At 59.6% G+C, this 17029-nt stretch carries 15 protein-coding genes and 1 pseudogene; 12 read left to right on the top strand and 4 right to left on the bottom strand.

The window, feature by feature from the left end:
* The 3 genes from KF784_17675 to amrB all read left to right on the top strand — a co-directional run.
* Positions 1–811 (top strand): hypothetical protein (locus KF784_17675; protein MBX3120890.1); only part of this gene is annotated, 811 nt, incomplete at its 5' end.
* Positions 812–816: 5 nt separating this feature from the next.
* Positions 817–1572, top strand: a complete 756-nt coding sequence (locus tag KF784_17670; protein MBX3120889.1) for a hypothetical protein — start codon at positions 817–819, stop codon at positions 1570–1572.
* Between the two features lie 246 nt (positions 1573–1818).
* The gene (gene amrB / locus KF784_17665; protein MBX3120888.1) at positions 1819–3069 is read left to right on the top strand and encodes an AmmeMemoRadiSam system protein B; all 1251 of its coding nucleotides are present in this window, start codon (positions 1819–1821) and stop codon (positions 3067–3069) included.
* 504 nt (positions 3070–3573) lie between these two features.
* On the opposite strand, the gene KF784_17660 is transcribed toward amrB, so the two are convergent.
* The 4 genes from KF784_17660 to KF784_17645 form a co-directional block, all read right to left on the bottom strand.
* On the bottom strand, positions 3574–3945 hold the full coding sequence (locus KF784_17660; protein MBX3120887.1) for a type II toxin-antitoxin system VapC family toxin: 372 nt from the start codon (positions 3943–3945) through the stop codon (positions 3574–3576).
* On the bottom strand, positions 3942–4151 hold the full coding sequence (locus KF784_17655) for an AbrB/MazE/SpoVT family DNA-binding domain-containing protein (GenBank protein ID MBX3120886.1): 210 nt from the start codon (positions 4149–4151) through the stop codon (positions 3942–3944). The genes KF784_17660 and KF784_17655 overlap by 4 nt, the downstream gene beginning before the upstream one ends.
* A 233-nt stretch (positions 4152–4384) precedes the next feature.
* Positions 4385–4735 carry a hypothetical protein gene (locus KF784_17650; GenBank protein MBX3120885.1) on the bottom strand — a complete coding sequence of 117 codons (351 nt, stop codon included), beginning with the start codon at positions 4733–4735 and terminating at the stop codon, positions 4385–4387.
* Between the two features lie 121 nt (positions 4736–4856).
* Entirely contained in the window at positions 4857–5378 is a 522-nt protein-coding gene (locus KF784_17645) for a peptidylprolyl isomerase (protein MBX3120884.1), read from the bottom strand.
* A 277-nt stretch (positions 5379–5655) separates the two neighbouring features.
* Here KF784_17645 and KF784_17640 point away from each other — a divergent pair, with 277 nt between their 5' ends.
* The 9 genes and pseudogenes from KF784_17640 (at position 5656) to KF784_17600 (ending at position 16805) form a co-directional block, all read left to right on the top strand.
* Entirely contained in the window at positions 5656–7185 is a 1530-nt protein-coding gene (locus KF784_17640) for an MBL fold metallo-hydrolase (GenBank protein ID MBX3120883.1), read from the top strand.
* A 273-nt stretch (positions 7186–7458) separates the two neighbouring features.
* On the top strand, positions 7459–9009 hold the full coding sequence (locus tag KF784_17635; protein MBX3120882.1) for an SAM-dependent DNA methyltransferase: 1551 nt from the start codon (positions 7459–7461) through the stop codon (positions 9007–9009).
* On the top strand, positions 9009–10124 hold the full coding sequence (locus tag KF784_17630) for a restriction endonuclease subunit S (GenBank protein MBX3120881.1): 1116 nt from the start codon (positions 9009–9011) through the stop codon (positions 10122–10124). The genes KF784_17635 and KF784_17630 overlap by 1 nt, the downstream gene beginning before the upstream one ends.
* 2 nt (positions 10125–10126) lie before the next feature.
* A pseudogene (locus KF784_17625) lies at positions 10127–10303 on the top strand (Fic family protein).
* A 76-nt stretch (positions 10304–10379) separates the two neighbouring features.
* Positions 10380–11570, top strand: a complete 1191-nt coding sequence (locus tag KF784_17620; GenBank protein MBX3120880.1) for a Fic family protein — start codon at positions 10380–10382, stop codon at positions 11568–11570.
* Positions 11567–14980, top strand: coding sequence for a DEAD/DEAH box helicase family protein (locus tag KF784_17615; protein MBX3120879.1), 3414 nt, complete (start codon positions 11567–11569; stop codon positions 14978–14980). The genes KF784_17620 and KF784_17615 overlap by 4 nt, the downstream gene beginning before the upstream one ends.
* 94 nt (positions 14981–15074) lie before the next feature.
* Positions 15075–15803 (top strand): UPF0149 family protein, encoded by a 729-nt coding sequence (locus tag KF784_17610; GenBank protein MBX3120878.1) that lies wholly within the window; start codon positions 15075–15077, stop codon positions 15801–15803.
* Between the two features lie 535 nt (positions 15804–16338).
* Positions 16339–16590, top strand: coding sequence for a DUF4258 domain-containing protein (locus KF784_17605; GenBank protein MBX3120877.1), 252 nt, complete (start codon positions 16339–16341; stop codon positions 16588–16590).
* Entirely contained in the window at positions 16587–16805 is a 219-nt protein-coding gene (locus tag KF784_17600; GenBank protein ID MBX3120876.1) for a DUF2283 domain-containing protein, read from the top strand. Before KF784_17605 ends, KF784_17600 begins: the two co-directional genes overlap by 4 nt.
* Positions 16806–17029: the final 224 nt, after the last annotated feature.

Below are 17029 nucleotides of genomic sequence, written 5' to 3'. Positions count from 1 at the left end.
GCGGATCATCTTTCTGGTGATCGGCCTGTGCACGTTGCTGCCGCTGCTGTTCCCTGTCGGACTACCGATCAAGATTTCGTCGGAAGTGCGCGGCGTCTACGACTATATCGAAAACCTTCCCGAAGGATCGGTCTTCCTGCTCTCGCTGGATTTCGATCCCGCGTCCAAGCCCGAACTCTATCCGCAGGCCATCGCCATTCTGCGTCATGCGTTCAAGAAGAATTTGCGCGTCGTGGCCATGACGCTCTGGGTCTCCGGCACCGGTCTTGCCGACCAGATCCTGACACAAACGGCTAAGGAAGCGGGCAAGGAAAACGGCAAGGACTATGTCTTTCTGGGCTGGAGTCCCGGCGGCAGCGCCGTCATTCTGAACATGGGGCAGGACCTCTACAACGCCTTTCCTGCAGACTACGGCGGCAAGGCGACCAAAGGCCTACCGGTGTTGGCGGGCGTCCAGAACCTGCGCGACGTCACCTATGCGATCAGCCTGGGCGCGGGCAATCCCGGCGTCGAAGCCTGGTACGTGTTCGGCAAGGACAAATATAAGTTCGAGCTCGGCGGCGGATGCACCGGAGTGATTGCACCGGGGCTGTATCCGCTGTTGCGCAGCGGGCAGATCAACGGGTTGATCGGCGGCCTGCGCGGCGCGGCGGAATATGAAACGTTGATCGGCCAGAAGGGGAAAGCGGTCGCGGGCATGGATGCCCAGTCGGCCACGCATTTGGCCATCATCGTGCTCGTCGCCATCTGCAACATCTTTTACTTCTCACTGCGGCGGCAACAGCAGCGGCAGGACGGGATGGGATCCTAGGCCCTATGGACTTGTCATTCTCGGTCATACTCGGCGCCTGGATCGCCACGGGACTAACCCTCTTTATTCTCTCGTTTCTCTACGAGGACAATCCGCTCTTCAAGCTTGCCGAGCATCTCTATGTCGGCGTTTCGCTCGGCTACACCATCGTCAAGACCTACGACACGGTGGTGATGACCTTGATCGTCCGACCGATCCTCGACAAAGGGGAATGGTCGCTGCTAATTCCGGTGGGGATCGGCATGCTCATGCTCACCCGTTATGTCCCGAAGGCGGCCTGGCTGTCGCGCTACGCCTTCGCGTTCATCGTCGGCGTCGGGGCGGGGTTGGCGATTCCGCGAACCATCTCGTCGTTCATCCTGAAGCAGATCGAAGACACCGTGCGTCCGCTCTTGAGCGCCGCACCGGGCGGCGGCATCACGTTCGACTACTCGCTGCTCAACCCGGCGAGCCATCTGAACGGCATCATCATCTTGATCGGTGTCGTGTCCGTGCTGTTTTACTTCTTCTTCTCGGTAGAACATTCCGGACCGGGCAAAGCCGTCGCGCGCGCGGGGATTCTGTTTCTGATGATTTCCTTCGGCGCCGCCTTTGGTTATACCGTGATGGCGCGCATGTCGCTGCTGATCGGCCGATTGACCGACCTCATCGAATTTTCCGATGCTTCCTACGGACGCCCCACACTTTGGCTGGTGCTCCTGACCGTCGCCACCCTCATTGTCCTCAGCCGCCGCGGCAGCACCCATCCGCCGAATCAGTAATCCATCGCCGGCATCACGAGATTGTTCCTGAAAAGCGACCAGGTTGTACATTGCGAAGAACCTGCCATGCGCGGGATGTTCAACGAGTCGTCCAGCAAGGCCGCAGGGAGTGGAGAGGCGAGGCGAGGCGTACTGCAGGTCGTACGTTGAGCCTCTGAACGATCCGAGAACGCAGCTGGGCGGCTCGTTCAACATCACGCCCCCTGTTGCGCCTGAGAAGTTTGCTCCGCTACAATGCGCCTCACTATGGAATCCACACCGACCATGACCGCCAAAGATCCCAAGCAGTATCCGCTGCTGCGTAACCTACAATTTTCGCCGATCAAGGAAGGGGAGGAGCAGTTCATCGTGCTCTGGGACCCCACCGGCTTGAGCAAAGAACGCCTGGTCCTGCCGCTGAATTATTTCTTCATCGTGCAGCACCTCGACGGGGAACATAGCGTCCAGGACATCGGCGCGATTTATCTCAAGCGCTTCGGCGAATTCCTCATGCCCAATAAGGTCGAGCAGTTACTGGCCGATCTGGATACCAAACTCTTTCTGGAAGGCGCGCGCACCGAGCAGGCCAAGCAGCAGGCATTGGCCGCCTATCGCCAGGCGCCCTCCCGTTCGCCGCAATTTGCCGGTCGCAGTTATGAAGCCGAGCCAGCCAAATTGCGCGCCCAAATCAACAGCTTCTTCGTGTCAAAAGAAGGGCCGGAGGTCAAGGCCTCCGAGCACAAGGGCCAACTCATCAAGGCGCTCGTCGCGCCCACCTACGAAATGAAACACGCCGGCCCGATCTATGCTTGGGCCTATAAGGAATTGCAGGACGCCCAGAAGCCGGATCTCTACGTGCTGATCGGCACTGCCCACTCAGGATTGGAACACCCGGTCGCGGTGACCGACAAAGATTTTGAGACACCATTGGGGCTCGTGAGCGTCGAACGTGCGGTCACCGACCGCCTGCGCGAACAGATCCCCGCCGCCTTCACCGACGAATTGGCACATCACAATGAACATGCATTGGAATTTCAGCTGCCGTTCCTGCAAGAGACTCTCGGCCAAGACCAGGCGTTTACGATTGTGCCGATTCTCACGGCGTTTTCGGCGGACAGTCTGCGCGATCCGCAGATCCGGGAGCAGGTCGAGACGTTTCTTCAGGCCTTGAAAGACGCGCTCGCCGCCACGGGCAAGTCCTACTGCGTCGTCGTCGGCGCGGAACTGGCCCACATCGGCATGCGCTACGGCGACTCGGCCCCGCCGACGGACTTCTCCTTCCATCGCTGCATGCAGACCGATCTCGAAATGCTCAAACATGTCGAGAACCGCGACCCGGAAGAATTCGCGAAGTTCATTCAGAAGGAAAACGACCAGCGCCGCATCTCTGGTTTCTCGCCTATTTACTCGATGCTGCGGTTGATCCAGGCGGAGACAGGGCAGGTGCTGCGGTACGATCGCGGAATCACGGATCAGTATAATTCCACCGTGACGTATGCCAGCATGGCCTTCTTCTAGTCCGGACGATGAAAACGACCGCTAGCTTCGTTCTCGCTTCCCTCAGAACCTCAACGTACTAAACAGCACGCCTCGGCTCTTCGCTCGCTGCGGCCTTGCCAGACGGTCGTTTTGCTCGTCCGAAAGAACGGTTGCTGAAAAATCCCGCCACCGGCGTTCTCCCCTCGAAACCATCCTCAACGTAGCCAGGGGCTACGCCTCCGGTTTTGTCTCACCTGCGGCCTCGGCAGACGGCTTTTTGAGCAGCCTGCACGGAAACCGTACTGTCGTTCTCGCGTCTCTCAGATCGCTCAACGTAGCGCATGGCTACGCCTCGCTCCTTCGTTAGCTGCGGCCTAGGTGAACGGTCGTTTTGACCGTTCTGCAGGGAACCTCCTCAAACAGGTCCCCAGCTTCGTTCTCCCCTAGAAACCATCCTCAATGTAGCCCGAGGCTACGCCTTCGGATTTCTCTCGCCTGCGGGCTTGGTGAAGGGGCTTTTGGGCAACCTGCGACAGAGGAGGGCTACTTCACGTAGACCACGCCAGGCAGATCCTTCAGATCCGCATCACCCGTCACGACATCCGCATTCTGGTCCAATGCCGTCGCATAGACGATCGCATCAGCCATTGCCAGACCGTGCCGAAGGCTGACATCCGCGGCTACATAGGCAATCGATTCGGTGAGTTGAACCACGTTGGTTGCATGAAGTCGTCCGGAAAAGAGGATCGCAGTCTCCTCACCACGCTCGCGCTTGATCTTTTTGTAGACCTCGTACAACACAATTGTCGGCGTAATGATTTCGTAGCGCGAAGAAAAGTATCCAGAATAGCGATCAGCGAGTGGTCCGCCTGTAAAGAATTCGATCCAGCCGCTGGAATCCAACAGGATCTTCACACGCGATCCTTCTTTTCCCGGAGGCCTGCCCTAGACATACCCTTGAGTGCCCCCTTCAGCGACTTGAGTGGCACTTCCGGCACCAAGGTAATCACGCCGCCTTTTTCCAGGACCTGCAAGCGCTGGGAAGGACTCAGGCGAAGCTTTTCTCTCACATCCTTAGGGATGACGATTTGGAACTTCGGCGAGATAGTCGTCATAGACATTGCAGCACCTCCCTACCGATTACTGATCGATCATCGTATCGTCATACACCCCGCGCGTCAAGCGTGAAGGTTATGTCGGCGCGCAAGCAGGGAAGCACCGCTTGGAGTAACAGGAGGGTCAAAAAGTCCTCCCAGCGCGGCCGCAGCGAGCGAAGGGACGAGGCGTACCCTTGCGGTACGTTGAGGATCGAAGCGATGCGAGAACAAAGCTGGGGGGCTTTTTCACCCTCCTGCTAATAGGCCGGCACGCCGCCGACTGGATCGGTATATCTCGTCGGCGTGGTGTAGCGATCCCAGGTGGTGACGGCGCCCTGTTCGAAGTAGACACGAAAGGCGCTGGTGATGCAGGCGTTGCGTCCGATCGGTGGATAGAGCCAGACCGTGACGGTCCGCCCTTCATCCTCGACATCCTTCTTGCACACCGGTGTGCCGAGCGCGAGGTACACCTGATCTTCCGTCATACCGCGCAGGATGTTCCCCTTATCAATCGCCCATCGCACGCCTTCGGGATAGGAGGGGTATTGCTCCGTCATCAGGCGCTGGCGTTGGCCGTCGCAGCCGGACAGAACGAGGGGGAAGAACACTAAACAAGAACAGACGGTGTGTATCAGCGACTGGCCTGGCAAGGGGTACGGGCTCGTCACAAGGGATGAAACCAATTCCAGCAATACGCCGCCGGAGGAGCTGACAGTCGCTTGGCTGCGGCTACTCTTTCACCGTCACCTTCATGCGAATCGGCTCCAGCGGATTGTCGCGCTCGTCGCGCGGCATCTTGGCGATCATGTCGATGACCTCGATGCCCCGGATGATCTCGCCGAAAATGGAATAGCGCCGATCGAGGCCGCTGTTGTCCTGCAGGGAGATGAAAAACTGGGAGCCGTTGTCGTTAAAGTCGCGGGTGCTCGTGCCGTCGCGGGGCATTTTCGCCATCGAGATCGCACCGCGCTTATGGGGCCGGTCGTTGGTTTCGGGATTGAGAAAGTAGCCCGGGCCGCCGGTGCCGTGCAGCATCCGATCCGGCGTCTTGCTCAACGGGTCGCCTCCCTGAATGATAAAGCCCGGCACCACGCGATGAAAGGTGGTGTCGTCGTAAAACCCCAGTTTCGCCAGGTTGATGAAGTTCTCGACATGACGCGGCGCGTCGTCCGGGTAAAAACGAATCCGGATGTCGCCGAAAGGGGTGCTGATTGTGGCACGGGGATCTTTTTTCTGAAATTGCATGGTCATGAGGCAAATGTAGCAGGCCGGCAATTCCATCGGCAAGAGGGGGGCCGCGTGATTTCTCCGGATGAACAGCGTATTCTGTCGGCGAAACCACCGGGGCCGATGAGCAAGCGGGAGTCCTGGGCCACCACGATTGTGTTCAGGCTGTTCAGGACGGCGGCTCGACACGACCGCGGGACGATCGGTGACTGGGGGTATCTTTGCGGAATGTCGCAGGGCGATGCTCGACCGAGGACGCCGGCGGCGGTCACGCGTAACAGCCTGCCAGGGGAGGAAGCCGATGCCTGAACAAGCCGTGCTGAACGTCGATCTGGCGGATGTGTGGAGAGAGCGGGGCCGCAAACGGTACATCCGTACGATCGCCTGGGGCGACGAAATTACCGTGGTGAAGCAGGCCGCCACCTACCTCGAAGTCAGCATCACGGTCTTTCGCGAAAAGCCCGACGGCAGCATCCTCCCCGAATCCATCACCGGCTACATCGAACCGACCAAAACCTCTCGTATCACAATCGCCGACCTGACCAGGCCCGTCGCAGAGAATCGGGTTCTGAAGGTCAATTTTGTGGATGTGCAACAGGGCGACGGCATGGTCGTCGAATCGCCCGACGGGAAGATCATCCTCATCGACGGCGGCGACAACCAGATGTTCGCGCGCTACCTGGCCGGGCGGTTTCGCAACACCAGCCTCGAGCAACCGAAGAAGATCGACTGCCTCGTCGTCACCCACGGCGACGCCGACCACTTCTCCGGCCTCAACGAGATTCTCAAGTCCGAAACCAACAAGGTCAAACGCAAACGGCTCTTCATGCAACCGCAGCGCGTCTACCACAACGGCATCGTGAAACGCCCGAGCACCATGAACAATAAAGCCGTGCCGGACAGCAAACTCCTCGGCCCGACGAAGTCGGTGGACGGTCGACTGTATCTTACGGGCCTGGAAGAAAACCTCTTCGACGTAGACGACAAGGAAATGAATCAGCCGTTCAAGAAGTGGAAGCAGACCCTCGCCACCTACAACAGCCGCAGCCCGCTCAGCTTCCGGCGCCTGCAACTCGGCGACAATCAGGCCTTTGAGTTCTTCAATCGGGACGACCTGCGGATCGACATATTAGGACCGATCACCACAGACCTCGGGGGCACACCGGCGCTGCGCTTTCTCGGTGAACCACCCACGGGACCGCGCATCGGCCATGACTCGCTCAACGACAGCGACGAAGGCTTCCCCGGCCGTTCCGCTTCCCACACCATCAACGGGCATTCCATCGTGCTCCGCCTGAGCTACGGCGGCTTCAGCTTCCTCTTTTCCGGCGACCTGAACGACGAGGCCAGCCGCTTTCTCGCGCGCGAACACAACAAAGGCACTCTCAATCTGCGATCGGAAGTCTTCAAGGTCCCGCATCACGGCTCGGCCGATTTTTCCGGCGCGTTCATGCAGGCCGTGTCGCCCATCGTCAGCGTGGTGTCGAGCGGCGACGAGAGCGCGCGCAAAGAATACATCCATCCACGCGCCACGCTCATAGGCGCCCTGGGCAAATGGTCGCGCGTGCCGGAGCCGCTCATCTTCGCCACCGAGTTGGTGGCGTTCTTTGCAGAGGAAGGGCTCTCCCGCCTGCAGGACGAGAAGAAGGCCAAAAAGCGCGGCCCCTTCTACGGCTTCAGCCGTACGGCCTACGGCCTCGTCAAAACCCGCACCGACGGCCAACGTCTGTTCGTCTACACCGACAGCGGCAACGTGAAGATGAAAGAAGCCTACGCCTACCGACTGGATAGCTCAGGTGTGCCGCAACCGGCGGAAGTCAAACGCGCGTGAGCGGCAGAAGTCGCGCAAGGCCTTCCGGACAAGCCGCTGTTCTTCCCCCACAAAATACGCTTCACGGGTGACGTGAGACGACGTGGTTCCCCTGTGACCCCGGATGTCACGGACGGATGATAGGGTCAAGCCTCAGTGAGGCGTTGCCGTCAGGCGTCGTTCGCCTCTCCATGTGGACAATCCAAAAGCGGATCTGGGCGTTGTGTCCGCTGAGACAAGCAGGTATCCTGCCGGGCACGTGCAGAATCGGCAATCAGCCTAGAGGAATGGTGCATGCTGACCGGCGAAATCCGTAGCCAAATCGACCGCATCTGGGATGCCTTCTGGTCCGGTGGTATTGCGAATCCGCTGGAGGTGATCGAACAAATCACCTACCTCATGTTCATTCGCCGCCTCGACGATCTGCATACGCTGGAAGAGAACAAAGCCAACCGGTTGAAGCAACCCATGGCGCGACGAGTCTTTCCTGAAGGGGAGGATGCGAAGGGCCGTTCCTACGAAGACTACCGCTGGTCGCGCTTCAAGCATGTTGCTCCTGCCGATATGTATGTCCTGGTCGGCGAGCACCTCTTTCCCTACCTGCGCACCGATCTCGTGCGGCAGCTCGGCAACGACGACTCCACCTACGCGCAGCATATGAAAGACGCGCGCTTCACCATTCCCACGCCCGCGCTGCTGGCGAAGGTGGTGGACCTGCTCGACCATGTGCCGATGGAGGCGCGCGACACGAAAGGCGATGTCTACGAGTACATGCTGGCCAAGATTGCAGCCGCCGGGCAAAACGGCCAGTTCCGCACGCCGCGCCACATCATCCGGTTGATGGTGGAGGTGACCGCGCCGCAACCCACCGACGTGATCTGCGATCCGGCCTGCGGAACGGCCGGCTTTTTGGTGGCGGCAGGGGAGCACCTGCGCGAACGGTTTCCGAGACTCCTGCACGACGCGAGTCAGCGAAAGCACTTCCACCACTGCATGTTCCACGGCTTCGACTTCGACAATACGATGCTGCGCATCGGCAGCATGAACATGCTGTTGCACGGGGTGGAGAGCCCGGACATCCGCTACCGCGACTCGCTCGCGCAGGATCATGCGGGCGAGGAGGAGAAGTACACGCTCGTGCTGGCCAATCCACCCTTCGCCGGCAGCCTCGACTACGAAAATACCGCCAAGGACTTGCTCCAGATCGTCAAGACCAAGAAGACCGAGTTGCTCTTCCTGGCGCTCTTTCTGCGGCTGCTCAAGCCGGGCGGGCGGGCGGCGGTCATTGTGCCCGACGGCGTTTTATTCGGCTCCAGCAAGGCCCACAAGGAATTGCGCCGCATCCTGGTGGAAGACCAGAAGCTCGACGCCGTAATCAAGCTGCCAGGCGGGGTGTTCAAGCCCTACGCCGGCGTGTCGACCGCGATCCTCGTTTTCACCAAGACCAACTCCGGCGGCACGGACTTCGTCTGGTTCTACGATGTCGAGGCCGACGGTTGGAGCCTCGACGATAAGCGCCAGCCGCTCCTGTCAGAGGACAAGCTCGGCCCGGTCCCGAAGACGGCGCTGACTGAAGATGAGCAGGCAAAGAACAATCTGCCTGACATCCTAGCGCGTTGGGCGCAGCGAGACGGCAACGAGCAAGAACGGCCGCGCACCGCACAGAGCTTCTGCGTGCCCAAGGCCGACATCGCCGCGCAGGGTTACGACCTCTCGCTCAACCGCTACAAGGAAGTGGTGCACAAGGCAATCGAGCACCGCCCGCCGAAAGAGATTCTTGCCGAGCTGGCGAAGCTGGAGCAGGAGATTCAGCAGGGGATGAAGGAGCTGGAGGGGATGCTTTAGTGGATAGTGACCTCAAAACGTGGACCGAGGCTTCGCTCTACAGTTTCTGCAATCCGAAGCAGTGGCCCACTATTCCTCAAAATGCATTTACGGAAAATGGCTATCCGGTCTACGGCGCGAACGGGAAAATAGGTTTTTACAATGAGTTTAATCATGAGAAGCCGACGGTTTTGATTACATGTCGTGGAGCAACCTGTGGAGCGATTAATGTGTGTGAGGCAAAATCGTATGTCACTGGCAATTCGATGGCTCTCGACGATCTCGACGAAGCTCGGGTTGATCTGAAATTCTTGGTTTACGCACTACGCAATCATGGCCTTGGTAAGGCAATTACGGGAACGGCACAGCCTCAAATAACACGAGAAAGTTTGACCAGTGTCAAAGTTCCTCTTCCGCCGTTAAATCAACAGCGGCGGATAGCGGCGATCATGGACAAGGCGGACGAGCTGCGGGCCAAACGCCGAACCGCCATCGCCAAGCTCGACCGCCTCACCCAATCCATCTTCCTCGACATGTTCGGCGATCCCATCGCCAACACTCGCTCGTGGGACCTCAGGCCGCTCAATGACTTGGGAGCCGTTGAGCGCGGAGTCTCCAAGCACCGCCCTCGGAATGCGCCTGAGTTGTTAGGTGGGCCGTACCCATTTGTTCAGACCGGTGACGTTGCGAACTGCGATGGATATATTCGCACCTATTCAGCTACATACTCAGATATCGGTCTACGACAAAGCAGACTATGGCCAGCTGGCACACTGTGTATCACGATTGCAGCGAATATCGCCAAGACAGGCATTCTTACTTTCGATGCCTGTTTTCCCGATAGTGTGGTGGGATTCAGAGCTGAAGAGAGGGCGACCGTTGAGTTTGTACGGCTGTGGCTCTCGTTCTTACAAAAAATCCTGGAAAAAAAGGCGCCAGAGTCCGCTCAGAAGAACATCAATCTAGAGATTTTGAGAGCTTTAGAGGTTCCAAATCCAGGCATTGAGCTTCAGCGAAAGTTTACTCGTCGGATCGACGCCATCGAACGCTGCAAGATCGTGGGGCGTCGTGCCATTCATGAGTACAACATGCTCTTCGCCTCCCTCCAGCACCGCGCCTTTCGGGGAGAACTGTAGCCATGTCCTTCGCCCCGCGCTTCACCATCACGAATCCGATCACCGGCGCGCTCACGTTCATCGAACGTGCCCGAGGGTTTCTGGAGGCGGCCACGCTGTCAGAGGATTGGATCGGACGCATGAGCCGGCAGGCGCTGTTGCTGGAAGCACACCACACCACCCATATCGAGGGCACGCAGCGCATGATTTACATTGTTTTAGGTAAAATGACCGTCCTAAAATAGCGACGATCACTATTTTAGGATCGCGACTACCATGCATCGTCCATTGCCTGGCCGCTATGTGAAGGTGCGCTCTCCGGAGGAGTCATTCCAGGCCTTTGTGCCGGCGCCGCTGCCTCCTCAGCCGCCGGTGGAATGGAGCCCCGCGCTGCGCCGGCGCTTCGACGATGCGCTGGTGGCACTCGGCCGTCTCGATGCGGTCACCGCGCTCTTGCCCAATGCAGACTTGCTGCTCTACAGCTTCGTCCGTAAGGAAGCGGTGCTGTCGAGCCAGATCGAAGGCACGCAGTCGTCGCTAGCCGATCTCCTACTGTTCGAAATCCACGAAGAACCAGGCGTACCGATCGACGATGCGCGGGAGGTGAGCCGTTACGTCGCGGCGCTGGATCGCGGACTCACACTGCTGCGCGGCGGGTTGCCGATCTCCACCCGCTTGCTGTGCGGAGTGCACGCGACACTGCTCGATCATCCGCACGGTCGCGGCAAGACGCCCGGCGAGGTGCGCCGCTCCCAGGTCTGGGTCGGCGGCACGCGGCCGGGGAACGCGGTGTTCGTCCCGCCCCCGGCGGACGCCGTATCGGCATCCCTTACCGCGCTCGAGCAGTTTCTCAACGACAAGCCTTCGCCGACACCGCCGCTGATCAAGGCGGCGCTGGCACACGTGCAGTTCGAGACGATCCATCCATTCCTTGACGGCAACGGTCGCCTCGGACGGCTGCTGATCGTGCTGCAGCTCGTCGCAGACGGCATCCTCCGCGAGCCGCTCTTGTATCCTAGCCTGTTTTTCAAAACCCACCGCGCACTGTATTACGAACTACTCAACGGCGTGCGCCTGCACGGAGACTGGGAACGCTGGCTGGACTTCTTTGCAGAAGGCATTGCCGCCACCGCCACACAGGCCATGATGACCGCACACGCCCTCTTGACCTTGGTGGACAACGATCGCGACCGCATTGCGGGGCTCGGCCGTGCGGCGCCCTCCGCGCTCGCTGTGCATCAGGCGATGCAGAAGCAACCGCTGGCGACATCGGCGACACTCGTCAAGGCGGCAGGGCTGACACCCGCGACGGTGAACAAATCGCTCGCGCACTTGCAGAATCTTGGCATTGTACAAGAGATGACGCGCCGGCAACGCGATCGGGTGTTCAGTTATCGTCGCTATGTGCACCTGCTCAACGCAGAGCTGGAGCAAGACAAGGCGCAGGGAGGCGAGTCGGGGCTGTGAGCCAGTTCCTCTTTCTCCAACGCGAATGGACCGCCCTCTTCGAGGCCGCGTCGAAGGCGGAAGGGGCAGTGTATACCGATCCCCGCACGGCGTGCTTCTATGCGAGGCGTGCACTGGAGCTGACCGTCACGTGGGCCTACAAACATGACGCGGCACTGAAGCTTCCCTATCAGGACAACCTCTCCGCCCTGATTCACGATCCGAGTTTCAAACAGGCGGCCGGTGAGGCCGTCTTCAGCAAAGCGCGGGTGATCAACACCCTCGGCAACCGGGCGGTCCATAGCCACCGCCCCGTGCCCGAGGCGGATGGGCTCGCTGCGGTGCGCGAGCTGTTTCATGTGGCCTACTGGCTCGCGCACACCTATGGTCGTGCCGGTCGGCCTGACCCAGGAGTCACCTTCGATCCCGCTGCCCTTCCGCGACCTGCACCGGCGGCGGCCCAAACGGCCGAGCAGTTGCAGGCACTGGAAACGCGCTTGCGGGAGAAAGACGAGTGCCTTGCGGACCTGCTTGCCGACAACACCGCGCTCGACACCGAGCTCCAACGCTTGCGCGCCGAGATCGCGGAGGCGAAGAAGGCGGCCTCTGCACAGGCGGATCGGCACGATTACTCGGAGACCGAGACCCGCGACTATTTCATTGACCTGCTCCTCAAGGAAGCCGGCTGGCCGCTCGATCAGTCGCGCGATCGGGAGTTTGAGGTCACCGGCATGCCGAACGAGGAGGGCAAGGGTTATGTGGACTATGTGCTGTGGGGCGACGACGGGAAACCGCTAGGACTGGTGGAGGCGAAGCGTACTCGCCGCGATCCCCGGGTGGGGAAGCAGCAGGCCAAGCTGTATGCCGATTGCCTTGAGCGGCAGTTCGCCCGGCGGCCGCTGATCTTCTATTCCAACGGCTACGAGCATTGGCTCTGGGACGACACCCGCTATCCACCACGCCGGGTGCAGGGATTCTACAAGAAGGCGGAACTGGAACTGGCGATTCAGCGGCGGGAGACGCGCCGCTCGCCGGCAGCTGCGTCGATCAGCCCGACAATCGTCGAGCGCCACTACCAGACGCGCGCCATCCGCCGGATTGCTGAGGCGTTCGAGCGCGACCACGAGCGGAAGGCGCTGCTCGTGATGGCGACGGGGACCGGGAAGACACGCACGGTGATTGCGCTTGCGGACCTGTTGATGCGGTGCAACTGGGTCAAGCGTGTACTGTTCCTTGCCGACCGTGTGGCGCTGGTCAATCAGGCGGTGAACGCCTTCAAACGGTACCTGCCGGATGCCTCCCCGGTGAACCTGGTGACCGAGAAGCACGCGGAGGGGCGTGTCTACGTTTCGACGTATCCCACCATGATGGGGCTGATCGACGAGGCGACTGACGGCCAGCGGCGGTTCGGCGTGGGACATTTCGACCTGGTCGTCATCGATGAGGCACACCGCTCGGTGTTCCAGAAGTACCGCGCCATCTTCGATTATTTCGATTCCCTGCTGATCGGCCTCACCGCGACGCCCAAGGACGAAGTGGACCGCAACACCTACAGCCTCTTCGACCTTGAAAGCGGCGTGCCGACCGACTCGTATTCATTGGAGGAGGCGGTGCGCGACGGATTTCTTGTTCCGCCGCGAGCGGTCTCGGTGCCGCTCAGGTTTCCGCGCCAGGGGATCAGGTACGACGCGCTCTCGGAAGACGAAAAAGACCAGTGGGACGCCCTGGAATGGAGCGACGACGGCACGGTTCCAAACCGTGTCGAGGCGGAAGCGGTGAACACGTGGCTCTTTAATACGGACACGGTCGACAAGGTGCTGGAACATGTCATGACCCGGGGACTCACGGTCGCCGGCGGCGATCGGCTCGGCAAGACGATCATCTTTGCCAAAAATCAGCCCCACGCCGACTTTATCGCCGAGCGGTTCAATGCCAACTATCCGCATTTCAAAGGTGCGTTCGCTCGGGTCATTACGTTCAAGACGGAATATGCGCAGAGCCTGATCGATGACTTTTCGACTAAGGACAAGGCACCGCATATCGCGATTTCGGTCGATATGCTGGATACCGGCATCGACATTCCCGAGGTCGTGAACCTCATTTTCTTCAAGCTGGTCCGATCCAAGACGAAGTTTTGGCAGATGGTCGGGCGTGGTACGCGCCTCTGTGATGATCTCTTCGGGCCAGGCCGTCACAAGGAGTCCTTCTACATTTTCGATTACTGCCAGAATCTGGAATTCTTCAGCCAAGACATCCCAGGGACTGAGGGTACGGCGGCGGCCTCCTTAGGTAAACGCCTCTTTCAGACACGGTTGGAACTGATTGCCACGATTGACGGTCAGGCGAAAAAGGTGCCTATCCCGGGTATGCCGGAGGCGCCGGCGTTCTATGGGTATCCGACAACGACAACGGCGGTGCGTCAATCCCTCGCTACGGTGCTGCAAGGGGAGGTGGCCGCGATGAACATCAATAACTTCGTCGTCCGGCCTCACCGCCGTCTCGTTGAACAGTATGCCAACCCCGGGGCCTGGGCGATCCTGGAACCTCCCGCGCTGGCTGAGCTTTCCCACCAGGTGGCAGGCCTGCCTACCGAACTCAATTCTGAGAATGAAGAGGCGAAGCGTTTCGATCTCTTAGTTCTCAGGCTGCAGTTGGCCTTGTTGCGTGTCGAGCCGGAGTTCGCCCGCCTGCGGGACCGCGTCCGGGAGATTGTGGGACTGCTGGAGGAAAAGGCCGCCATTCCGATGGTCCGCGAGCAGCTGGCCTTGATCCAGGGTATGCAGAGTGATGAATGGTGGCAGGACGTGACGGTGCCGATCCTAGAGGCGATGCGTCGCCGGCTGCGCGAGTTGGTCCAGTTTATCGAAAAGCGGCGCCGGCAGCCCGTCTACACCGACCTTGAAGATCTCATGGGGAGCGAGACGGAAGTTGTTCTTCCCGGTTTTTCGGTAGGTACTGACCAGACTAAGTTTTTGGCCAAAGTTCGAGCGTTCCTGCGCGAACACCTCGACCATGTGGTGATTGCCAAGTTGCGCATGAACCAGCCGCTCACTGTCACAGACCTTTCCGAATTGGAGCGTGTCCTTGCAGAGAGCGGCGCTGCTCCGCTGGACGATATCCGTCGGGCCGCGGGACACGCTCAAGGTCTCGGTCTCTTCGTGCGATCGCTCGTCGGCATGGATCGTAGCGCGGCCAAAGAGGCACTCGCGGGATTCATTACCGGGAAGACCTTCACTGCCAACCAACTTGAGTTCATCAACCTGGTCGTGGATCATTTGACCGAGCATGGCGTCATGGAACCGGCCCGACTCTATGAATCGCCCTTTACCGATCTCAGTCCACATGGGCCAGACGGGTTGTTTCAGCCGAGAGAGATGGACGACCTGATTCGTATGTTGGAATCCGTGCGCGCCACCGCCTTGGCGGCCTGAGTGAGAGGAGGGCAGGATCCCAACCGGTTCAACGGTCTGCCCCAGCACCACACTCTCGCTTCCATCCGGAATAGATCGGATTTATGATTGCGCCATGTCCTCGACGATCCCTCCATTCACGGCGGCTCAGGCCGCCCTTGTGCAGGACTTTTTGGCCTCCCCGCAGCGTCCGGCCGGCACGCTGACATATGCGCAGTCGGCGGGATTTCTGTTCAGCCTCGCGAACGGGCCGGAACCGATCCCGCCATCGGAATGGATACCGATGGTGTTCGATGATCATGACGCCGGCTACGACACGCACGCCGAGGCAGCGCAGGTGCTTCAGGCCATGATGGGACTCTATAACGACTGTCTACGACAGCATGCTGCCGAGCATGCCACGCTTCCGCCTGGCTGCGACATTAGACCGGACCCACTCGACAATCTGGAGCCCGATGCGCCTCTGAGCCATTGGGCACAGGGGTTCGGCATGGGCCATGACTACCTGGTGGAATACTGGGACGAATACACCCCGGAGGAACTCGATGAAGCGCTGGGAGCCGCGCTGATGACCCTGACATTTTTTTCCTCTCCCACCCTGGCCAGGGCCTATCATGAAGAAGGCAGGGCAGGCACAAGCCTCGCGCAGTTGGCCGGAACCGTGCTCGAGATCTTTCATGACGCATTGGGTGACTATGCGCACCTCGGTCGCGCAATCTATCAGGCACGGTATGAAGCGGGCGATCTCAGCCCTACACCGGCGACCGGCCGGAAAGTCGGGCGCAACGATCCCTGTCCCTGTGGCAGTGGCAGCAAATATAAGAAGTGTTGCGGGGCGACCTGACTGAGTATCGGACCGTACCCTCGGGCCCGGAAACACCACCGGGACCTTTATGGCCAGCGCCTCTTCACGGCGATACCCCGCAAGCGTGCGACCGGTCTTGATCTCCCTTCACTCCCTCACCCTTCCGTCGAATCGACCTTCATCCACATGAGCCCGCCGCAGAGGGCGATACCGGCAGCGACCAGCAACGACGCCGTCCACCCCCAGTGATCGGCCAGCCAGGGAAATTCGGGAAGAATACGTGTCGCTCAAGCCAGCCTGGGCCACGCACTCCAACCTCGATGAGCGACAGCGGGTCAATGACAGCAACCGTGAGACGGTCTACTCCTTCTGATTACCGGAAGCCTGTCCCGGTAGCTCACAGCTTCCAAAACCATCGCTCTCGATGTATCCTGCTGCAGGCGTTCGGAAATCGATGGCGGAGCCAGTACCATCACCCACGAAATAAAGAGTGGGGGCCTACCCCTCAGCCCATGCAGAACAATAATTAAGCCCCAAAGAACACTTCGGCTTTGCAAACCTGAATCTTTCACTCATGCAATACGTATTATCCTCGCACGCAACTGATGCACTGAAGACACGCAATATTCATCAGGATTGGCTTGAACGCGTGTTAAACTCCCCCAGTCGCACAGTTCCAGATTTCATCGATTCTGCCTTGGAGCATCGGCTTGGAATCATTGCGGAGCATGACAATAGGGTGCTCCGTGTGATAGTGAATATCGAATGTACCCCGGTGCGTGTGGTGACTGCGTATTTCGATCGAACCATGCGAGGGACGCTATGAAATTGAAAGTCGATCACGAAGCCGACGCTCTCTACCTGACGTTGGACGACACCAGCGCGGTGGAGTCTCAGGAAGTGTCGCCTGGAATCATCGTGGACTTTAACGAGAGGGGAACGGTCGTGGGGATTGAGATGCTCCATCTTTCCAAACGAACGCCCAAGTTGGACTCGGGAAAATTGGAATTCGAAACTATTCCAGCTATTGCCCGACAGTGAGCTCAGCGCGAAGGCAGTACCAGCACGGCATGACCACGAAACAGTTCTCCAGGCTACCAAACTCCGCTAGCTGTTGAATCTTTCGAACTTCACAGGCCTCATTGCGGTCATCTTTTCAGTCCCTCACCCCCTTCTCGGGATCGACGTTCATCCACATGAGCCCTCCGCGAAGAGCGATGCCGGCCGCGACCAGCAACGACGCCGTCCAGCCCCAGTGATCGGCG

This window comes from Fimbriimonadaceae bacterium (assembly GCA_019638775.1).
In the GTDB taxonomy this organism is placed as follows: Bacteria; Armatimonadota; Fimbriimonadia; order Fimbriimonadales; family Fimbriimonadaceae; genus JAHBTD01.
This window is presented reverse-complemented; position numbering and strand designations above follow the sequence as displayed.